Annotated in this window: 15 protein-coding genes and 1 pseudogene; 9 read left to right on the plus strand and 7 right to left on the minus strand. The window is 44.0% G+C overall.

Annotated features, from left to right (window positions below; all coding sequences use genetic code 11):
* Window positions 1-237: 237 nt before the first annotated feature.
* Window positions 238-1,077, plus strand: coding sequence for a penicillin-insensitive murein endopeptidase (mepA, locus tag AB4486_RS03720; protein ID WP_029235577.1), 840 nt, complete (start codon window positions 238-240; stop codon window positions 1,075-1,077).
* 273 nt (window positions 1,078-1,350) lie between these two features.
* Window positions 1,351-1,659, plus strand: coding sequence for a hypothetical protein (locus tag AB4486_RS03725; RefSeq protein ID WP_017062536.1), 309 nt, complete (start codon window positions 1,351-1,353; stop codon window positions 1,657-1,659).
* Window positions 1,660-1,701: 42 nt separating this feature from the next.
* Here the strand turns inward: AB4486_RS03725 and AB4486_RS03730 are convergent, their stop codons facing one another.
* From AB4486_RS03730 to rdgC, 3 genes are all read right to left on the minus strand, one after another.
* The gene (locus AB4486_RS03730; RefSeq protein WP_004735061.1) at window positions 1,702-1,956 is read right to left on the minus strand and encodes a YfhL family 4Fe-4S dicluster ferredoxin; all 255 of its coding nucleotides are present in this window, start codon (window positions 1,954-1,956) and stop codon (window positions 1,702-1,704) included.
* A gap of 34 nt (window positions 1,957-1,990) precedes the next feature.
* Window positions 1,991-3,409, minus strand: coding sequence for a tRNA 5-hydroxyuridine modification protein YegQ (yegQ, locus tag AB4486_RS03735; RefSeq protein WP_017062848.1), 1,419 nt, complete (start codon window positions 3,407-3,409; stop codon window positions 1,991-1,993).
* Between the two features lie 206 nt (window positions 3,410-3,615).
* Window positions 3,616-4,530: a recombination-associated protein RdgC gene (gene rdgC / locus AB4486_RS03740; protein ID WP_017062534.1), complete on the minus strand. Its 915-nt coding sequence runs from the start codon at window positions 4,528-4,530 to the stop codon at window positions 3,616-3,618.
* 194 nt (window positions 4,531-4,724) lie between these two features.
* Here rdgC and phoB point away from each other — a divergent pair, with 194 nt between their 5' ends.
* The 3 genes from phoB to AB4486_RS03755 are packed head-to-tail and all read left to right on the plus strand — an operon-like array spanning window position 4,725 to window position 7,720.
* The gene (gene phoB, locus AB4486_RS03745) at window positions 4,725-5,414 is read left to right on the plus strand and encodes a phosphate regulon transcriptional regulator PhoB (protein ID WP_004735064.1); all 690 of its coding nucleotides are present in this window, start codon (window positions 4,725-4,727) and stop codon (window positions 5,412-5,414) included.
* A 33-nt stretch (window positions 5,415-5,447) separates the two neighbouring features.
* On the plus strand, window positions 5,448-6,746 hold the full coding sequence (phoR, locus tag AB4486_RS03750; RefSeq protein WP_017062847.1) for a phosphate regulon sensor histidine kinase PhoR: 1,299 nt from the start codon (window positions 5,448-5,450) through the stop codon (window positions 6,744-6,746).
* Complete coding sequence (locus AB4486_RS03755) at window positions 6,743-7,720, plus strand: PstS family phosphate ABC transporter substrate-binding protein (RefSeq protein ID WP_102333710.1); 978 nt, start codon at window positions 6,743-6,745, stop codon at window positions 7,718-7,720. Before phoR ends, AB4486_RS03755 begins: the two co-directional genes overlap by 4 nt.
* 77 nt (window positions 7,721-7,797) lie before the next feature.
* Here the strand turns inward: AB4486_RS03755 and ppx are convergent, their stop codons facing one another.
* Together ppx and ppk1 are read right to left on the minus strand one after the other, a co-directional pair.
* A complete protein-coding gene (ppx, locus tag AB4486_RS03760; protein ID WP_017068609.1) occupies window positions 7,798-9,309 on the minus strand; it encodes an exopolyphosphatase in 1,512 nt (503 codons plus the stop codon).
* Window positions 9,300-11,396: a polyphosphate kinase 1 gene (gene ppk1, locus AB4486_RS03765; protein ID WP_017066137.1), complete on the minus strand. Its 2,097-nt coding sequence runs from the start codon at window positions 11,394-11,396 to the stop codon at window positions 9,300-9,302. Before ppk1 ends, ppx begins: the two co-directional genes overlap by 10 nt.
* Window positions 11,397-11,596: 200 nt before the next feature.
* Between ppk1 and AB4486_RS03770 the strand changes: the two genes are divergently transcribed.
* The 4 genes from AB4486_RS03770 (at window position 11,597) to phoU (ending at window position 17,226) form a co-directional block, all read left to right on the plus strand.
* Window positions 11,597-13,813, plus strand: a complete 2,217-nt coding sequence (locus tag AB4486_RS03770) for an ABC transporter permease subunit (RefSeq protein WP_372116524.1) — start codon at window positions 11,597-11,599, stop codon at window positions 13,811-13,813.
* Window positions 13,814-13,924: 111 nt separating this feature from the next.
* Complete coding sequence (gene pstA / locus AB4486_RS03775) at window positions 13,925-15,634, plus strand: phosphate ABC transporter permease PstA (RefSeq protein WP_017066135.1); 1,710 nt, start codon at window positions 13,925-13,927, stop codon at window positions 15,632-15,634.
* A complete protein-coding gene (gene pstB, locus AB4486_RS03780) occupies window positions 15,635-16,453 on the plus strand; it encodes a phosphate ABC transporter ATP-binding protein PstB (RefSeq protein ID WP_009848269.1) in 819 nt (272 codons plus the stop codon). It begins immediately after the preceding gene.
* Window positions 16,454-16,527: 74 nt separating this feature from the next.
* Window positions 16,528-17,226 (plus strand): phosphate signaling complex protein PhoU, encoded by a 699-nt coding sequence (gene phoU, locus AB4486_RS03785; RefSeq protein WP_009848270.1) that lies wholly within the window; start codon window positions 16,528-16,530, stop codon window positions 17,224-17,226.
* A 9-nt stretch (window positions 17,227-17,235) separates the two neighbouring features.
* On the opposite strand, the pseudogene AB4486_RS03790 reads toward phoU, so the two are convergent.
* A pseudogene (locus AB4486_RS03790) lies at window positions 17,236-17,499 on the minus strand (hypothetical protein); the annotation flags it as partial.
* 146 nt (window positions 17,500-17,645) lie between these two features.
* Complete coding sequence (locus tag AB4486_RS03795) at window positions 17,646-18,389, minus strand: copper homeostasis protein CutC (protein WP_017062527.1); 744 nt, start codon at window positions 18,387-18,389, stop codon at window positions 17,646-17,648.
* Window positions 18,390-18,399 lie beyond the last annotated feature (10 nt).

The following is an 18,399-nucleotide window of genomic DNA, read 5'->3' on the forward strand; positions in this document are numbered from 1 at the left end:
GCAAGTAAACGCATCTTCATCTGAATGGTTTTTTGCTGGCTCGCAAGCTTTTTGAAGTCAGTGTTATTAAGGCTATCCATGGCTAAATTTCACAATAATTCATCAATCTTAATTAGATCACATTTTTACTTTAATTGGTATAATTCACTAGCTACCACCAAAAACTTAAGTACGATATGCACCTAATCCTAAATGGCGACTAATATAATGAGTAAGCGTCAGTAATTTGGGATTATTATGAGGTTCTTTTTTGCACTGGTTGTATTCTTTTGTTCATTTTCTCTATCAGCAACTTCGTGGGAAAAAGAGAGTCACCCTACTAAAAATTCACCCTCATCAATTGGAAGCTATGCCAATGGCTGCCTAGACGGCGCGCAGGCTTTGCCTATTAATGGGTTGGGGTATCAGATCATTCGCCCTCAAAGAGAGCGCTACTATGGCCATACAGAAGCTATAAAGTTTATTGAGAGGTTAGGAGTCACGACCAGCGAGAAGCTCAATACTAATTTATTGATCGGTGATATTTCTCTTCCCAGAGGAGGGCGCTTTTCTTCAGGTCATTCAAGTCATCAAACAGGGTTAGATATTGATATATGGCTAAGGTTAACCAGTAAGAGGTTGTCAGAGAACGAATTAGCTGTGCCTAAACCTGTGAGCGTTGTGGATCTTACCAACTACAAATTGCGTGAATCGAATTGGACCGATGATCATTTTCAAGTTATTCGTTATGCGGCGAAAGATGAAAAAGTGGTGCGTATTTTTGTTCATCCAGTGATCAAGCAAACCCTTTGTGAACAAGAAAACTCTGACGCTAATGATAGAGCTTGGTTAGGCAAAATAAGACCTTGGTGGGGACACCACTCCCACTTCCACGTTCGTTTAAAGTGTCCTGAAGGCAGTTCAAACTGCATAGCTCAAGCGAGCCCTCCTAAAGGTGACGGTTGTGGAGATGAACTTGCAAGTTGGGCTCCAAAGACTGTTCCAGTTCCACCTCCTAAAAAAGTAGCGAAAACTAAGAAAAAGAAAAAAGTTAAAGTGATGCCAAGTCAGTGTTTGGCCTTGATATCGAATAAGTAATCCTGTTCATCGAGGCTTTTTACAGTGGTACTGCCACTGGTTTTTTCGACTCTAAAACTGGAGAAATATCACACTTTTGTCTAGAGTTTATAAACACGAGATTAAGAACATCGTTTGATATTAATAAAAGCAATAACGGTATCAGCAAGGGCGATGGCGAATTTGACAAGGTTTGGTCAGGGATTGAGTGTTTTGGGGTGAAAGATGCGGCTTATATGCAGTATGCGAAATCAGAGTCTGATACCCGTCGATAGATAATTCAAGGATAAGACTATGACTATGATTTGTGCGAAGGAATTTTCAGAATGGTTAAGACATAGGTTCAACGCTGAAAGCTCGGGTATTTCAATTTCAAGAGATGACATCAATCAGCTAACAGGCAGACAACGTTTAGACCCTAGTTTCGTAAATGATGTTCACTATGAATTGATGCAGTATGGAATGGCATTTGTGACCGATACCAGCAGGGAAAACTTTTATCTTGTTCCTATAGCTCAATCAATAAACTGGCGAGAACGACTCGAATATCAATTTGAAAAAGAGCTCTTCTGCAATATTTATCCAATCGGAAAATCAGGATGAAAAAAAAGGTTCAACTTATGGTTAAGTTGAACCTTTCTTCTTTTAGGTCAAGCCTTGAATGATAACAAACTTCTCAAGTAGCTCGTCATCAGTTTCAATATGGTTTGGGTCAGTGATGATGCATTTTGTAATCGGACACACTGACTGGCATGTTGGCTTTTCATAGTGACCTTTACACTCTGTACATAAATCAGGATCGATCTCGAAGATGCTGTCGCCCATAGTGATTGCACCATTTGGGCATTCAGGATCACACATATCGCAGTTTATGCACTTGTCAGTAATTAACAGAGCCATTATTTTCTTCTCAAGTAAGTCGCTTAAGTAAAAATTATTTGCCTGATGCGTTACGTGTATCTTGGCCTTCGCTCAAGTTACGCATCAGCAAGCCGTACTCTAGATCTAGATCTGCTGGTACAGGAATAAATACAAAGTGACCGTTACCTTTCGCATCGTCGACCGCTTCAGATTTGCGGTTTTCCATAACTTCTAGTTTGAAAACAACGTTACCTTTCGGTGTCATCATTTCTAAGCTGTCGCCTACTAGGAACTTGTTCTTCACTTCTACTTCCGCTAGGTCACCACGGCGCTTACCTGTGAACTCACCAACAAACTGTTGAGTGTCAGAGATAGAGTAACCGTACTCGTAGTTTTGGTATGTATCGTGTGTATGGCGACGTAAGAAGCCTTCAGTGTAACCACGGTGAGCTAGGCTCTCTAGTGTACCCATTAGGCTTTCATCGAATGGTTTGCCTGCCACTGCATCGTCAATAGCTTTACGGTAAACCTGAGCAGTACGTGCACAGTAGTAGAAAGACTTAGTACGACCTTCAATCTTCAGAGAGTGAACACCCATCTTCGTTAGGCGCTCAACGTGTTGGATTGCACGAAGGTCTTTTGAGTTCATGATGTAAGTACCATGCTCATCTTCAAACGCTGCCATTTTCTCTTCTGGCTTGTGTGATTCAGAAAGCAGAACCACTTCGTCTGTTGGTTTACCAAGGCCTAGTGTGTTGTCTGGACGCTCATCTTGAACTTCAATGTCTTGCGTTTCTACTTCTTGAATAGCAACACCAGTAGGGTTTGCTTCAACGATCTGACCGTTTTCGTCTTCTTTCGCTGCTTCTGTTTTGTATTCCCAGCGGCAAGCGTTGGTGCAAGTACCTTGGTTTGGATCGCGCTTGTTCATGTAACCAGAAAGCAGACAACGGCCTGAGTAAGCCATGCAAAGAGCTCCGTGAACAAAGATCTCTAGCTCTGTTTCTGGGCAGTGTTCGCGAATCTCTTCGATCTCTTCAAGCGATAGCTCACGAGATAAGATCACACGCTCAACGCCTTGAGTTGACCAGAACTTAACGGTCGCCCAGTTTACTGCGTTTGCTTGAACAGAAAGATGGATTGGCATTTCAGGGAATGCTTCACGAACCATCATGATAAGACCAGGATCTGACATGATAAGCGCGTCAGGGCCCATGTCTACAACTGGTTTGAGGTCGCGAATGAATGTTTTTAATTTAGAGTTGTGCGGCTGAATGTTACATACAACATATAACTTTTTGCCTTGAGCATGAGCTTCATCGATACCGATTTGTAGGTTTTCGTGATTGAACTCGTTGTTACGAACACGAAGGCTGTAACGTGGCTGGCCTGCGTATACTGCATCTGCGCCGTAGGCGAATGCGTAACGCATGTTTTTGAGGCTTCCTGCCGGTGATAATAGTTCAGGTACAAATGGTTTTTGTGTAGTCATTGCTTCGTTCTCTAATCTGATCTCAAGTCAGGTTGATACCACCAAGTGATATCAAAGGGGCGCAAATTTTACGCTAAAATGAGTTTGGTTGATAGCCCTAAAGATAGCAATGACATTAACAAGAGGGTCTAGAGGCAGATATAAGTGAGAACTTAGTGAGAAATAAGCTCAGATACCGTTAGCACCTGAGCCTATAGTTTGACTGATTAAGCGTTAGGTTGAGTTAACCCGCCTAATGATTCAAATAGGTTTGGAAGGAAAACACTGAACTCACCACAAAGTAGAGAGAAGTCCGCATCAAAACGCGCAGCTTGATCTTCACGAGGAATATCGTCGTTTTCGTCTTTGAGCTCATCACTGAATTTTAGGCGTTTGATGCTGCCATCTTCTGCAAGAATGAATTCAATACGGTCTTGCCAGTTGATAAGAAGTTTCGTCACCATCTTATTGGCTTCGATGTGGTTTTTAATCTCATCAGCTTCTAGTTCTTGTTTCTTAACTCGAACAATACCGCCGTCTTCTTGAATAGATTTTAGTTCTGCTTCATCAAGCATAGTGATGCCTTGTGGCGTATCACCTGATTTCACCCATTCTGTAAGAGTCGTTTCGATCGCTTGCTCTGGGATAGCTGGCACTACTGGCAGGCTACCCATTGTCTTACGTAGCAATGCTAATACATCTTCTGCTTTTTTGTAGCTGCTCGCATCAACCACAATGAAACCTTCTTTTGGCATGATCAGCGCGTAAGTGAAGTTGCTGCGGCTGAATGCTCGAGGAAGTAGATCAATGATGATGTCTTCTTTTAGGCTGTCTTTCTCTTTCTTTTTCAGAGGGGTACCAGACTCTGCCTCAAGCGTTTCTACTTTTGCGTTCAATGATTCTTTGATCACAGAAGCGGGTAGCATTTTCTCTTCTTTCTTTGCACAGATAAGAATGCGGTTTTCTGATACGTGCGTCATCATATCGCCATGTCTACCCATTGCGTGTACCCAACCAAACTTCTGTTTGTCTTGGCTACCACAAGGAGTAAAGCGGAATTCTTCAAGTTGTTTCTCTAGCTGATCTGCGTTGAAATCAATATCACGGTTGAAGCGATAGACTAGGCAATTTTTAAACCACATAAATTTTTCTCATACCTTTTTAAAAGTGCTTCATGATATGAGATCTAATTCGATTTGTCCCTAGCTCTGTATCAAAAGTTATAAAGTGAAATGTTTGAGACAGTTATATGAAAATTTGTTTTCAAAGGTCACAAAAGTGTCATAATTAACTCAGATAATGCAATGCGTTGATTAAATACAAAGGCTATTCAATTATGTCGAGAAGGATTCTGGTCGTTGAAGATGAAGCACCTATTCGTGAGATGCTGTGCTTCGTGCTTGAACAAAAAGGCTACCAAGCAGTAGAGGCTGAAGATTACGATACAGCGGTAAACAAGCTATGTGAACCTTTCCCAGATCTAGTATTACTAGATTGGATGCTACCTGGTGGTAGCGGGATAAACTTTATCAAGCACATGAAGCGTGAAGAGTTAACTCGCAACATCCCAGTGGTGATGCTAACGGCTCGTGGAGAAGAAGAAGATAAGGTGCGTGGTTTAGAAGTGGGTGCTGATGATTACATCACCAAGCCATTTTCACCCAAAGAGCTCGTTGCTCGCCTGAAAGCGGTTATCCGCCGTGTAACGCCTACTGCACTAGAAGATGTGATTGATGTACAAGGTCTTAAGCTAGACCCAGTATCTCATCGTGTTACCGCAAGCGAAGGTCCAGTTGATATGGGACCAACAGAGTTCAAAATGCTGCATTTCTTTATGACTCACCAAGAGCGTGTGTACAGCCGAGAGCAGCTGCTTAACAACGTTTGGGGTACCAATGTTTACGTTGAAGACCGAACGGTTGATGTACATATTCGACGCCTGCGTAAAGCGCTTGAGTCTGCAGGTCACGATAAGCTAATCCAAACGGTTCGTGGCGCTGGCTACCGTTTTTCTACAAAGGCTTAATGTGGCTTCGCTGCCCAGTTTACGGAGTCCTGAATGGTTGAAAAGTTAACCTGGAAAAAGCTGGCTTGGGAGCTGGCTTTTTTTTACGCACCATGGGTTTTAGTCGGATGGATATTCGGTTACCTACCTTGGTTGCTGCTGGCTGCTACGGTATTGCAGCTCGGCTGGCATCTACACAACCAAATGCGTTTGTCCGCATGGCTGTGGGATGAGAAGCGTCTAACTCCACCTTCAGGCTCTGGGAACTGGGAATCTCTGTTTAACGGTATTTATCGTATGCAGCAGAGACAGCGTCGCAAACGCAAAGAACTGACTAACCTTATCCGCCGTTTCCGTAACGGTGCAGAATCGCTTCCCGATGCCGTTGTGGTATTTCGCGGTGAAGGCAATATCGTTTGGTGTAACAAGCTAGCTCAGTATTTGCTGGGCTTTCGTTGGCCAGATGATTCAGGTCAACCGATCTCTAATTTGATTCGTACTCCAGATTTTATTAAGTACCTTAATAAGCAAGATTTCTCTGAGCCATTAGAGATGCCTTCTCCATTGAATGTGGAGCGTATGCTCGAGCTGCGTATTGTGCCGTATACCGAGGGTGAACACCTGATGGTGGTACGTGATGTGACCCAGCTTAAGCAGTTAGAAGGCATGCGCCGTAACTTCTTCGCTAACGTTTCTCATGAATTGCGTACGCCGATGACCGTCCTTCAAGGTTACCTTGAAATGACCGAAGATCCAGACATGATCGTTGGCCCAATGTGGACCAAGGCGCATGGCGTAATGACTGAGCAGCTCAATCGAATGAACAGTTTGGTTAATCAACTACTCACGCTTTCGAAAATTGAAGCGGCGCCAATGCATGAGTTGGATGAAGTGGTGAACGTTCCGGCGATGCTTGAGGTTCTTGAGAAAGAAGCGGCAAGCCTAAGTGGTGATCGAGAGCATAAGCTTGAGTTTGATATCGATAAGAGCCTACGCGTTCTTGCTGATGAAGATCAATTGAGAAGTGCTATATCGAATCTGGTTTACAACGCAGTGAAATACACACCACCGGGCGCGACGGTTAAGGTACGTTGGTACCAGACCAGTCAAGGTGCTTGTTTGGATGTATCAGACACCGGAGACGGTATCGAGCCACAACACTTACATCGACTCACAGAGCGTTTCTATCGTGTAGATAAAGCACGCTCACGTGATACAGGTGGTAGTGGTCTTGGATTGGCGATTGTGAAACATGCGCTTAGTCATCATGACTCACATTTAGAAATTCAAAGTGAAGTAGGTGTCGGTAGTCGATTCCATTTTACATTGCCAAATCGACTGACAGTGTCATGAGTTGTGTGACACGCAGGATGCGTTTACCCGTAAGCTTATTGTTAACATTTGCTTTGGTTAACCCAGTTCATGCCGATCAGGGTGTCGACTCACTTCCTGATTACGTTAAGGTGCCGGGTATTTCAGGGAGCCTATTGTCTGTTGGTTCGGATACCTTGGCGGGTATGACGACATTATGGATGGAAGAGTTCAAGTCTTACTACCCGAATGTGAACGCTCAAGTTCAAGCTTCTGGTTCTTCTACTGCCCCTCCTGCTTTAACGGAAGGCACTGCTCACCTTGGACCAATGAGTCGTCCAATGCGCCTACGAGAAGTCGAAGCGTTTGAAAGAGAGCATGGCTATAAGCCGACAGCACTGAGAGTCGCTATCGATGCGATTGGACTTTTTGTGCATCGTGATAACCCTATTGAAGGGCTCAACTTTCACCAGATTGACAGTATATTCTCAGAGACATTGCGTTGCGGAGCGACTAAGCCGCTAAATAATTGGCAAGATTTGGGCATTGACCAACCGTGGGCAAAACATCGATTCCAACTGTTTGGTCGTAATTCTGTATCGGGGACTTATGGATACTTCAAACAGAATGCACTGTGCGGCGGTGACTTTAAAAACCGAGTCAATGAGCAACCTGGTTCGGCTTCAGTCGTTCAGTCGGTCGCTTCATCCATCAGTGGGATTGGCTACTCGGGCATTGGCTACCGCGTAGCAGGTGTTAAGCTGATTCCTATTGCAGAGCACGGCTCTAATTATGTTGAGCCTACGCGTGAGAATATCTTGAGTGGTGATTACCCTCTATCTCGTTTTCTCTATGTGTATGTGAATAAGCATCCGGATAAACCACTTTCTCCGGTTGAGAGAGAGTTCCTTACTTTTGTATTCTCAAAGCAGGGACAAGAACTTGTAGAGAAAGATGGCTATTTAGCAATACCGTCTGAGTTCGCAGAGCAAGAGTTGGCAAAAGTCGGGCTCTAATTCAGGCTGCGATAAACTTAGATAAGAAACGTATGAACAGCTTGCGCGTCGCAGGCTGTTTTAATTTTGACTGTTCGTTATTTTAGCTTTAACGACCATCCTGCATTTTGCCAACGTTGTTGCTCTTCTCTGAGCTCATAATCAAGCAGTTGGTTTTGGGCCAACCAATCGCTGTTAGTTCCTTTCAATTCCCAGTTATCCTGTTGTTCAATCGTTAGAGTCACGTCTGGGGCCAGTGCTTGATTTCGCTGACGGTTGAGTAAGATAGCGAGTCTCAATATACGAATCAGCAGGGTGACTTGTTGCTGAGTAAACAGAGAAAGTTCCGGCAAATCTTGTAGTTTGAGCGCTTTTCTTTGATAGCGAACCAATGCTGATATAAGGCGTTGTTGCTCAGTATTAAAGCCTGGCATTGTCGTATGCTTAAGCAGATAAGCCGAATGGCGGTGATAGCCTTGGAATGCAATGCTTTGTCCTACCTCATGAAGTACTGCAGCCCAACCAAGCAGATCATACAGCTCATTAGTGACCGCAGTTGTCACTTGAGGCTGTACTTGTTTCAGCAATGAAAGAGCGAGCACTTTCACTTTCTCGCCATGAGTTACGTCTACATGGTATCGAGAGACGAGCGTTTCGGCAGTTCTTGTTCGAATATCAATATCTTTAAACCTATCCTCCATGTCATAAAGAACGCCTTCTCTCAGGGCACCATCAGAAAAATGTAACTCCTTGATGTCTAGCGTATCCATTGCTGCTGAAAGAATGGTGACGCCTGCAGCAAACACAGGCTTTCTCTCATCACTTAAGCCTGAAAGATTTACGGTGTTGGATGATGAAAACTCACATAAGTGATTCTTTAAATAGGACAGGCGTTGGGGCGTAATGAGACCATCGGTGAACCCTAAGCCAATGAGTACTTCTTTTATTGATTTCGTGGTACCAGATGAGCCAAAAGCGATTTCCCAAGGGGCTTTTGTGTATTCTTCAATCAATGGCATCAATAGACGAGTAGCTGCGGTATAAGCATCTGAGAAGTGTCGTGAAGTTAGCCCTTCGTCAGCAAAGAAACGTTGAGTGAAGTTGACGCATCCCATCGGTAAACTGCGCATAATTAGAGGAGTAAAGCCTTGTCCGGCGACGAGTTCCGTACTCCCTCCACCGATATCAATAACCAACTTAGATTCAGAAGCGGTTTGAGTGTGTTCTGCTCCGTTATAGATTATTCGAGCTTCTTCTTGACCGGAAATGATCTCTATTGGAAAAGGAAACAGTGGCTTGGCTTGCTCTAAGAAGTCTTTAGCGTTTTTGGCTTTTCTTAGGGTATGAGTCGCAACAACTCTGACATCATCAAGCTCAAAATCCGCCAGTCGTTCTGCGAACACCTTGAGGCATTCTAGGCCTCGCTCGATAGCGCTTTCAGATAGGACGTTACGTTCATCCAATCCATCACCTAATCTCACTTTCTGTTTGTGTCTGCTGACTAATTGCAGGTGTTGATCGAATACTCGGGCAACCACCATGTGAAAGCTGTTCGAACCCAAGTCGATAGCGGCAATACATCGAGAATGTTTGTTATCAATTAGCGGCATGATTTCTTCTCTTGTTTGTACTTCTTGCGAGCAAGTTTCTCCATACGTTTAATATAGTGGTAAGTGGAGAGTTGTGACGTCGGGTAATCAAGTAGGTTTGCTGGTGGTTGTGTGTAAGAGTTGCTCATCGCTTGGTCTAGCACTCGAGCTTTGTTGCTGTCATCGAAATGAAACTCGGTGATATCGATAATGGTTTGCTTGATCTTTGGATCTAAAATTGGAGCTGCAACTTCGATGCGGTGATCAAAATTTCGTGTCATCCAGTCAGCGGAAGATATATAGACCTTCGGCTTTCCAGCGTTACCAAATATCATCACTCTCGGATGTTCGAGGAAACGATCGACCACACTGACTATCTCAATATGATCACTGATGTTGGGTATGCCAGGGACAAGAGAGCACATGCCGCGAATGACCATTCTCACTTTTACATTGGCTTGGCTAGCCTGATAGAGCTTTTCAATGATCTCTCGATCGACCAAGTTGTTGAGTTTTAGAGTGATGCTTGCAGGTTTACCTTCTATCGCGTTTTGTATTTCATTATCTATCAATTGGTACAGACGTTTTCTAGTATTCTTTGGTGACACAATCAGTTGCTTGAACTGGGACTTTTGATAAGGGTTTTCAATATACTTAAAGACTTGTCTCACCTCTTGAGTCAAATCTTCATTCGCAGTGAGCAGAGAGAAATCGGTATACACGCGCGCTGTAACTTCATGGAAGTTGCCAGTGCCAATATGGGCATAATGCTCGGTATGCTTGCCTTCTTTTCGTTTGATGAGCAGCAACTTGGAATGGATCTTCAAACTTGGGATGCCATGGATGACTTTTACACCCGCTTCTTGAAGTTTCTTGGTCCATTGAATGTTGGCTTGCTCATCAAAGCGTGCTTGCAGCTCGACAACCACAGTGACCTTTTTGCCATTGTGCGCCGCATCGATGATCGAGCTGAGGAGTTTTGAGCCTTCCGCAACACGGTAAACGTTTATTTTGATGGAGGTTACCTTCGGGTCAAAGGAAGCCTGCCTAACCAGTTCAGTGATGTGACTAAAGGTGTGATAAGGATAATGCAGTAAGATGTCGCGAGCTTTGATCGCTTCGAAATAGTTTGGGTAATGGCTGAAATGCGCGCACTTAATCGCGGGTAGAGGACGATTAACTAAATCACGTCGGTTAAGGCTTGGGAACTCAGAGAAATGTTTGAAGTTATGATAGCGACCACCTGCGATGACACTGTCATAGTCAGACAGTTTAAGTCTGACTTGTAAGAAGTTGAGCATTTCAGTTGGCATTTCAGATTCATAGATCAGACGTATCGGCAGTGCCGTTAAGCGCTGTTCTAAACCTAAAGACATCGATTCTAATAGGTTATTTTCATTGTCCTCTTGCAGATCATAATCGGCATCACGTGTCATTTTTATCGCAAAACAACGCAATGAGTCATACTCAAAGAATCCTTTAAGTAAGTCATCCAAACAAAATCGAACTATATTATCTAACAAGATCAAAGTTGTACGCTGCGAACCCGAAGTTTCCGGTAACTTAACAAATCGAGGGAGTGCTTCTGATGGGATTTCGAGTAAGACATATTGAGATGATGCATCACGCTCGATGTCGATGGCTAAGTAACTTTGTTCATCTTTGAGAATATTAAGTAACTGGCTATCTTCGTTCAAGAGAATCGGAGTTAAGTGTGGCAGCACTTTTTTCTTAAAGTACTTTTTTATCCAGCCACTTTGTTCTTCGCTGATTTGTTGTTCGTTGACCAGAAAAATACGATTGCGTACCAATTCCAATAGCAAGTCGTTATACAGTTCATGGAATTGAGCATCGAGCTTGCTTGCTTTGCTCTGCATTTTAGTCAGTAGGCTTTTCGGCGAGTTGGAGGTTAGCTGTGGATCTTGAAGTAAGATCTTTCGCTTCACATCAGCAAATCGGACTTTGTAAAACTCATCGAGGTTTTTCGAGTAAATACCTAAAAAACGAACTCTTTCGATTAAGGGGACTGACTTATCTGCCGCTTCTTGGAGCACTCTTTCGTTGAAGGATAACCAGCTAAGTTCTTTTGTGACATAGTCTTTTTCCATCGAGATGAGAATCCTTGAGTACTGGCTATAGAGCTGATTACTTTAAATTAGAATGGCAAAATTCACAAAATCTATGATCTTACTTTAAGAAATATGGCTAACAAACTTGTTATTAGTTTCAGTTGTTTAACGTAACTTGTAATATAATTGTCATCTAACGTACATATTATGTCAGTAGCTAAAAAAAGGTAGATAAACAGATGGCTTCAGCCCAATTTTCATTGAAAGAGCGCGACAAAAAAAGATGGTTGAAAGATCGTCTCGTCCGTTTTTCGGTGACATGTGGCGCGGTCAGTGTTCTAGCTGCCCTAGTATTGATCTTTGTTTACTTGGCAATGGTCATTTTACCGGTATTTTCAGATACTGGTTTAGAGACAGACCAAGCCGTAAAGACCGTTGCCGCAGAAGAGCCTATCGTCTTATCGGTTGATGAATATGGTCAACATGCATTTACTATCGAAAAATCCGGTTTGGTACAGTTTTGGGATTTAGAGTCTCAAAATACACACTCTTACTTTGAGCGTGATGTTGTAGCCAACCCCATCGCCTTTTCTCGAAATACCCCATCTGAAAACTGGTTTGCCTTTGCCGACAGCGCAAGCAATCTTACTTTTTTCTATCCTGAGTATAGTGCGCCTGTGCTGAAAAAGGGCAGCGAAGCCGAACCTAAAATTGAGCAAATCACTCTCCCTGAACCGTTTTTAAATGATGAACCCTCAAATGGGGCGACGATCGACAAATTCGCATTCTCTAAAAATGGACGTGGGATTACGGTTGCCGCGCAGTTAAGTGACCAACGAGTCTTGGTTAAGTGGTATCAGAGTGACCTTACTGGTCAGTATGTTTTTCAGAAGAGCCAATGGCTATCGGATAAGTTGGGCTTGCAGCAGCAACTGCTTGTCACACCTGATGGGCAAACCTTATACCTACGAGCACAATCGGATTTGGTTGTTTTGAAACTATCAGATAACGGTTTTGATGTTCGTGAAGTGATTGATCTTAGCTTAAATGATGCGAAGCATTCCGTGAAAAGCATCGATTTATTGTCTGGCGCATACTCGTTGTTGGTTACGCATGAGGACGGACAGGTTTCTCAATGGTTCGATGTACTCAAAGATGAAAAGCGTAGCCTGACCCATATTCGAGACTTCCAACTTGCTGAACAAGTGCAATTTATTCTTCCTGATACTTATAGAAAGGGTTTTTATAGCTTCTATAAGAACGGCACATTACAAAGCCACTATACGACCAGTGAAAAGCTGTCGTTGTTTGAACGCGCATTTGATAAATCACCACAACTAGCCGCTATGTCTGCCAATGAACTGCATCTGGCAACGTTGATTGATGGCATCATCAGTGTGGCTAAAGTCGACAATGAATACCCACAAATCTCATTCTCCTCGCTTTGGCAAAAGGTCTGGTATGAAAGTTACCCTGAGCCGCAATACGTTTGGCAATCAACATCGGCGAATGATGACTTTGAAGAGAAATTCAGTTTAGTACCTATCACATTCGGTACTATCAAAGCCGCTCTGTTTGCGATGATGTTTGCCGTGCCGGTTGCTGTGCTCGGAGCTATTTACACCGCTTATTTTATGTCTCCACGCATGCGAAGAGTGGTGAAGCCTTCGATAGAGCTGATGGAAGCTCTTCCAACCGTGATCATCGGATTTTTGGCTGGGCTTTGGTTTGCTCCAATCGTTGAAACACATTTAACGGCTGTCTTCTCATTAATGATGCTATTACCACTGAGCACACTGTTGACTGGACTTGTTTGGTTCTGTTTACCGAAAAGGGTAACGGGTCGCTTCTCTAACGGTTGGCATGCTCTGATATTGATTCCGGTATTGGTGATTACAGTGGTTGCGGTGTTTGCTGGTGGAAACAACATTGAAGCCTTGTTATTTGGTGGTGATATTCGTACCTTCTTGGCTAGCTATGGTATCGACTTTGACCAACGCAATGCGCTAGTGGTTGGTTTTGCTATGGGCTTTGCGGTCATCCCAACGATTTTCACTATTGCTGAAGATGCTATTTTCTCTGTACCTAAACATTTATCTGATGGCTCATTAGCGTTGGGTGCGACGGCGTGGCAGACGCTTATTTATGTGGTGTTATTGACGGCGAGTCCAGGTATCTTTTCAGCGGTTATGATGGGCCTAGGTCGAGCGGTTGGCGAAACCATGATCGTCTTGATGGCGACAGGTAACACTCCAATTCTTGACTGGAATATTTTGGAAGGGATGAGAACCTTATCGGCAACGATTGCTGTTGAGCTACCAGAATCAGAAGTAGGCGGTTCTCATTTCCGCTTGCTGTTCTTGGCTGCACTCTTGCTGTTTATCTTTACATTCGCGGTGAACTCAGTTGCTGAGTGGGTTAGACAAAGACTGAGAGATAAATATCGTGCGCTGTAGTTTTAAAGGTTTGCCTCAATGTGTATCAATGGCTTTTAGTGGCTTGACTAGCGTGTCTCTTGATCTTTGCAGCTCCTTGATTTCAGCACGCCAAGAGCAAGGTCGATCATGATGAATAAACTGAAGTCATTATTATCTTGGGTTAAATCGGGCTCTCCGTGGATCTGGCTTACGGGCGGGGCGGTGAGCATCAGTATGCTTTCTGTTCTTGGCCTAATGCTGCTGATTGGTTGGAAGGGCTTAACCTATTTTTGGCCCGCACCTTTGTATCAATGGCAAGTTGACTCCAAAGACTTATCGCTAGTGGTCGATCTTGACGAAACCGTATCAAAACAAGATGTATTGGTTGGTCAGTTATATGAACGAAAATACATCCCGATAGAGCAAGTTCCACAAGTCCATGACCTTTTGTCTCCTCAAAATTTGTCGACTGGGCTGATACAGCGCTTAAGCATCAAAGTTGCTAACAGAGAACTGTACCCTGCGGACTTTGTTTCTATTCTGGATGTTAACTTACGTGAACCCACTACCCCGCTTGATTGGGTTGTGATTGAACGAAGTCGAGGTGGTTATTTCTTTGGTAAGCCGGTGGGTTTTAAAACCGCTTCTGGCACCTTTGATTCGAACATAGACCAAAAGCTCGAACAAGGCTTGGCGTTCGCTGATGCGCTACGTAAAGAAACGTCGCGTGTCGTGAACCAAGAAATTCGTAATATCAGCTGGCAATTGGAAAACCTGCGCTTAGAAAAGCGTAAGCTTGAACTCAATGAGTCAGTGAGTGATGAATACCTTACAACCTATACTCAAACTAAACTGGAATTAAACCGCCAGTTAGGTGAAGCCGAAGTTAAGCTTGAGCACCTTAGAACGCAACTTAATGTCGAAAGCTTGCTGGTTGAGGATATGACAGGCGAGCTGGTCGAGATCTCGCTCAGCCACATTCTGGATTATTGGTACCCAAATAATATGTCTTACCTAGAAAAGGTTGGGCACTGGGGCAAACAAGTTTGGAAATTCTTATCAGAGAACCCACGAGACTCAAACTCTGAAGGCGGTGTATTCCCTGCCATTTTCGGTACAGTACTGTTGGTTATTCTCATGTCGATCGTCGTGATGCCTCTTGGCGTGGTCGCTGCGATATATCTTCATGAATACGCAAAAAACAACGCACTAACACGTTTAATTCGTATCGCCGTGATTAACTTGGCGGGTGTACCGTCGATTGTGTATGGCGTTTTTGGTTTAGGCTTTTTCGTCTATACCATTGGTGGCTCGATTGATACGTTGTTCTATGCAGAGCGATTGCCAGCACCGACATTTGGTACGCCGGGTCTACTTTGGTCAGCACTAACCTTAGCGGTCTTGACGCTTCCAGTCGTTATCGTAACCACGGAAGAGGGCTTAACGCGTATTCCTAGTGCAGTGAGGCACGGTTCATTAGCGCTTGGTGCGACTCAATTTGAGACGCTTTGGCGCATTGTTTTACCGATGGCAAGCCCAGCGATTATCACTGGTTTAATTTTGGCAATCGCGAGAGCCGCGGGGGAAGTTGCACCACTTATGCTGGTGGGTGTTGTTAAATTGGCATCTAGCTTGCCAGTCGATGGTCAGTTTCCGTATTTACACTTAGATAGAAAGTTCATGCATTTAGGCTTTCATATCTATGATGTTGGTTTTCAAACCTCTAATATCGAAGCGGCACGACCTTTAGTGTATGCGACTTCATTTTTATTGGTTACGGTGATTGTTGGGTTGAACTTAACAGCCATCAATATCCGTAATAACTTGCGTGAAAAATACCGAACCTTAGGACAAGATTAGATGTTCTCGATTAATGAAACCTTGGGTTACCAAGCACCACTTGATGTTCACAATCTGAAGGATGAGCAAATTGCTATCTCGATCGAAGGGCTAAATCTTTACTATAAAGAGAGCCAAGCACTTGATGATATCTCGATGCAGATCCCGAAGGGGCAGGTGACGGCGTTTATCGGCCCTTCTGGGTGTGGTAAGTCGACTCTGCTGCGCTGCATTAATCGCATGAACGATCTTGTTGAAGGCTGTAAGGTTTCCGGGAAAGTGAAGCTTCATGGCAAGAACGTCTATCACCCTAAGGTGGATGTTGCGACCTTACGACGCCGTGTTGGTATGGTATTCCAGCGTCCAAACCCTTTTCCTAAATCTATCTATGAGAATGTGGTTTATGGCTTGAGGCTACAAGGCGTTAGCAACAGCCGAGACCTTGATGATGCGGTTGAACGCTCTCTGCGCGCTGCTGCGTTATGGGATGAAGTGAAAGATCGGTTGCATGAGAATGCTTTTGGTTTATCTGGCGGTCAACAGCAGCGTTTGGTTATCGCTCGTGCGGTTGCGATTGAGCCTGAAGTGCTGTTGTTAGATGAGCCGACATCGGCACTCGATCCGATTTCTACTTTGACGATTGAAGAGTTGATCAACGATCTCAAAACGCAATACACAGTGGTGATTGTTACCCACAACATGCAACAAGCCGCGCGTGTAAGTGACCATACTGCCTTTATTCATATGGGAAAATTGATCGAGTACTCAGATACGGACTCAATTTTTACGTCTCCATTGAAAAACCAGACGGAAGACTACATTACTGGTAGATATGGCTAACCTCTCCAAAGGTGTCATCTAGAGCTAAGTCACTCTACAAAAATGGCTTTCTTCATTTCTTTCAAGGAGCAAGTATGCATTTCGGTCGCCACATTTCAGGGCAATTCAATGTCGAGTTAGAATCGATCCGTACTCATGTATTGACCATGGGCGGGTTAGTGGAGCAGCAACTCTCGTTTGCAATGCAGGCGCTTCATAAAGACGATGTTGAATTGGCCAAAAAAGTGATTCGTGATGACCACAAAGTGAATGCGATGGAAGTGTCGATTGATGAGGCTTGTACTCGAATCATTGCAAAGCGTCAGCCGACAGCGAAGGATCTGCGTTTGATTATGGCGATCATCAAAACGATTACCGATCTGGAACGTATTGGCGATGTTGCTTCTAAAATTGCGCAAGGTGCTATTGAGATCCCTTCAACCAAAGAGCAGAAATTCCACGTATCTTTAGAGCCCCTTTGCCGTCAGGCTATCACCATGCTTCACCAAGTATTAGATGCTTTTGCTCGTATGGATGTTGATGCGGCAGCTGAAGTTCACAAGCTTGATGATAAGTTGGATGCGGAGTACGAGGCCGTTATTCGTCAGTTAATGACCTATATGATGGAAGACCCTAAGAACATTCCTAATATTTTGCAGGTGATGTGGTCAGCGCGTGCGATTGAGCGAGTGGGAGACCGCTGCCAAAATATCTGCGAATACATTATTTACTTTGTGAAGGGTAAAGATGTACGTCACCTAGGCGATCAAAGCCTTGATGACGCACTCAAATAGAGCTTATCTTTAGAAGCTAATAATGGCACCAAGATTGAAATTGACCGTTGTGTCGTAAGGCACAAAGGTTTTGTTGTGATCAAAAATATTCATATCAACACCAGCACGTAATCCAAGCATTGGTGTCGCTTGGTAAACGTAGGCCCCGCCTAGGCTTATACCATGTGTTGTTTTCTCTTCTACTTCGCCTGAGCGCGTTTTCGTACCGTCATAACTTGCCACGCCAATTTCAGCCTGAAAGCCGTGGATTTGGTTTCTTCCAAACATGTTTTGCTTCGTAACAGGTTTAAATCAAGAGAGCTGAATAAGTCTTTAGCCATATCTATCCATGAAAATTTTCTGCGCTATTAAATCTAATATACGTCAGTCAGTTAGATTAGTCAGCGAGGTTCTCTGGATTTATGCTGGCGACTATTGCCCTAAGCGGTGAGGGCGGCTCTCACATCAGATATCTTACTCGCATCTGTCACTGGGATCTGATAATCATCAATATTATCACTGCCCATTTGAGCACTTGAGTTGTTTTCCATTAGACTCGGCCTTGTCGATTTACCTGAAAGGTGAAGAGCAGGTACTTGGGTAGCGCTTTGAATCATTTTGGCATTCGCAGCGTTAACGCCAGCCCCCGCCATGATATCAATTCGTCCATCGGCTTGTTTGACCATTGCAGCCAATACATCGATACCTTGCTCAGCATTAGCAGCAAGCCCTGATGTCAGGACTCTTTCGCATCCAAGTGTAATGATTTGTTCTAATGCTGCTTGGAAATCAGAGCTTTGATCGATGGCTCTGTGGAAGGTAATCCCAAGCTTTAACGAGTGCGCTTTGTCAGCCAGTTGTTGCATCTTTGGCATATCAATACTTCCGTTCGGCGCTAACACACCAAGTACGACCCCATCCAATCCTGCATTTGCGCAAGCTTCAATATCTTCAAGCATACAGAGCATATCGTCGTTATCGAAAATGAAGTCGCCTTGTCTTGGGCGTATCATAGCGTAGACCGGAACCGACGAAACTATTGCCGCTTGTTTCATCATTCCGAAGCTTGGAGTTAATCCGCCAAGTGCTAATGAAGAGCAAAGCTCAATTCGATTCGCGCCACCAGATAGTGCGGTATGAAGAGATTCTAAGTTATCGATACAGACTTCAATTTCGGTGTTCATCGTGTTTATC

The sequence above is a fragment of the Vibrio sp. 10N.222.55.C6 genome (assembly GCF_041473395.1).
Classification (GTDB): Bacteria; Pseudomonadota; Gammaproteobacteria; order Enterobacterales; family Vibrionaceae; genus Vibrio; species Vibrio crassostreae_C.

Bases quoted from the DNA above. Each gene is read 5' to 3' on its own strand.
- mepA (WP_029235577.1), top strand. From the start codon at position 238: ATGAGGTTCTTTTTTGCACTGGTTGTATTCTTTTGTTCATTTTCTCTA.
- AB4486_RS03725 (WP_017062536.1), top strand. From the start codon at position 1,351: ATGACTATGATTTGTGCGAAGGAATTTTCAGAATGGTTAAGACATAGG.
- AB4486_RS03730 (WP_004735061.1), bottom strand. From the start codon at position 1,956: ATGGCTCTGTTAATTACTGACAAGTGCATAAACTGCGATATGTGTGAT.
- yegQ (WP_017062848.1), bottom strand. From the start codon at position 3,409: ATGACTACACAAAAACCATTTGTACCTGAACTATTATCACCGGCAGGA.
- rdgC (WP_017062534.1), bottom strand. From the start codon at position 4,530: ATGTGGTTTAAAAATTGCCTAGTCTATCGCTTCAACCGTGATATTGAT.
- phoB (WP_004735064.1), top strand. From the start codon at position 4,725: ATGTCGAGAAGGATTCTGGTCGTTGAAGATGAAGCACCTATTCGTGAG.
- phoR (WP_017062847.1), top strand. From the start codon at position 5,448: ATGGTTGAAAAGTTAACCTGGAAAAAGCTGGCTTGGGAGCTGGCTTTT.
- AB4486_RS03755 (WP_102333710.1), top strand. From the start codon at position 6,743: ATGAGTTGTGTGACACGCAGGATGCGTTTACCCGTAAGCTTATTGTTA.
- ppx (WP_017068609.1), bottom strand. From the start codon at position 9,309: ATGCCGCTAATTGATAACAAACATTCTCGATGTATTGCCGCTATCGAC.
- ppk1 (WP_017066137.1), bottom strand. From the start codon at position 11,396: ATGGAAAAAGACTATGTCACAAAAGAACTTAGCTGGTTATCCTTCAAC.
- AB4486_RS03770 (WP_372116524.1), top strand. From the start codon at position 11,597: ATGGCTTCAGCCCAATTTTCATTGAAAGAGCGCGACAAAAAAAGATGG.
- pstA (WP_017066135.1), top strand. From the start codon at position 13,925: ATGAATAAACTGAAGTCATTATTATCTTGGGTTAAATCGGGCTCTCCG.
- pstB (WP_009848269.1), top strand. From the start codon at position 15,635: ATGTTCTCGATTAATGAAACCTTGGGTTACCAAGCACCACTTGATGTT.
- phoU (WP_009848270.1), top strand. From the start codon at position 16,528: ATGCATTTCGGTCGCCACATTTCAGGGCAATTCAATGTCGAGTTAGAA.
- AB4486_RS03795 (WP_017062527.1), bottom strand. From the start codon at position 18,389: ATGAACACCGAAATTGAAGTCTGTATCGATAACTTAGAATCTCTTCAT.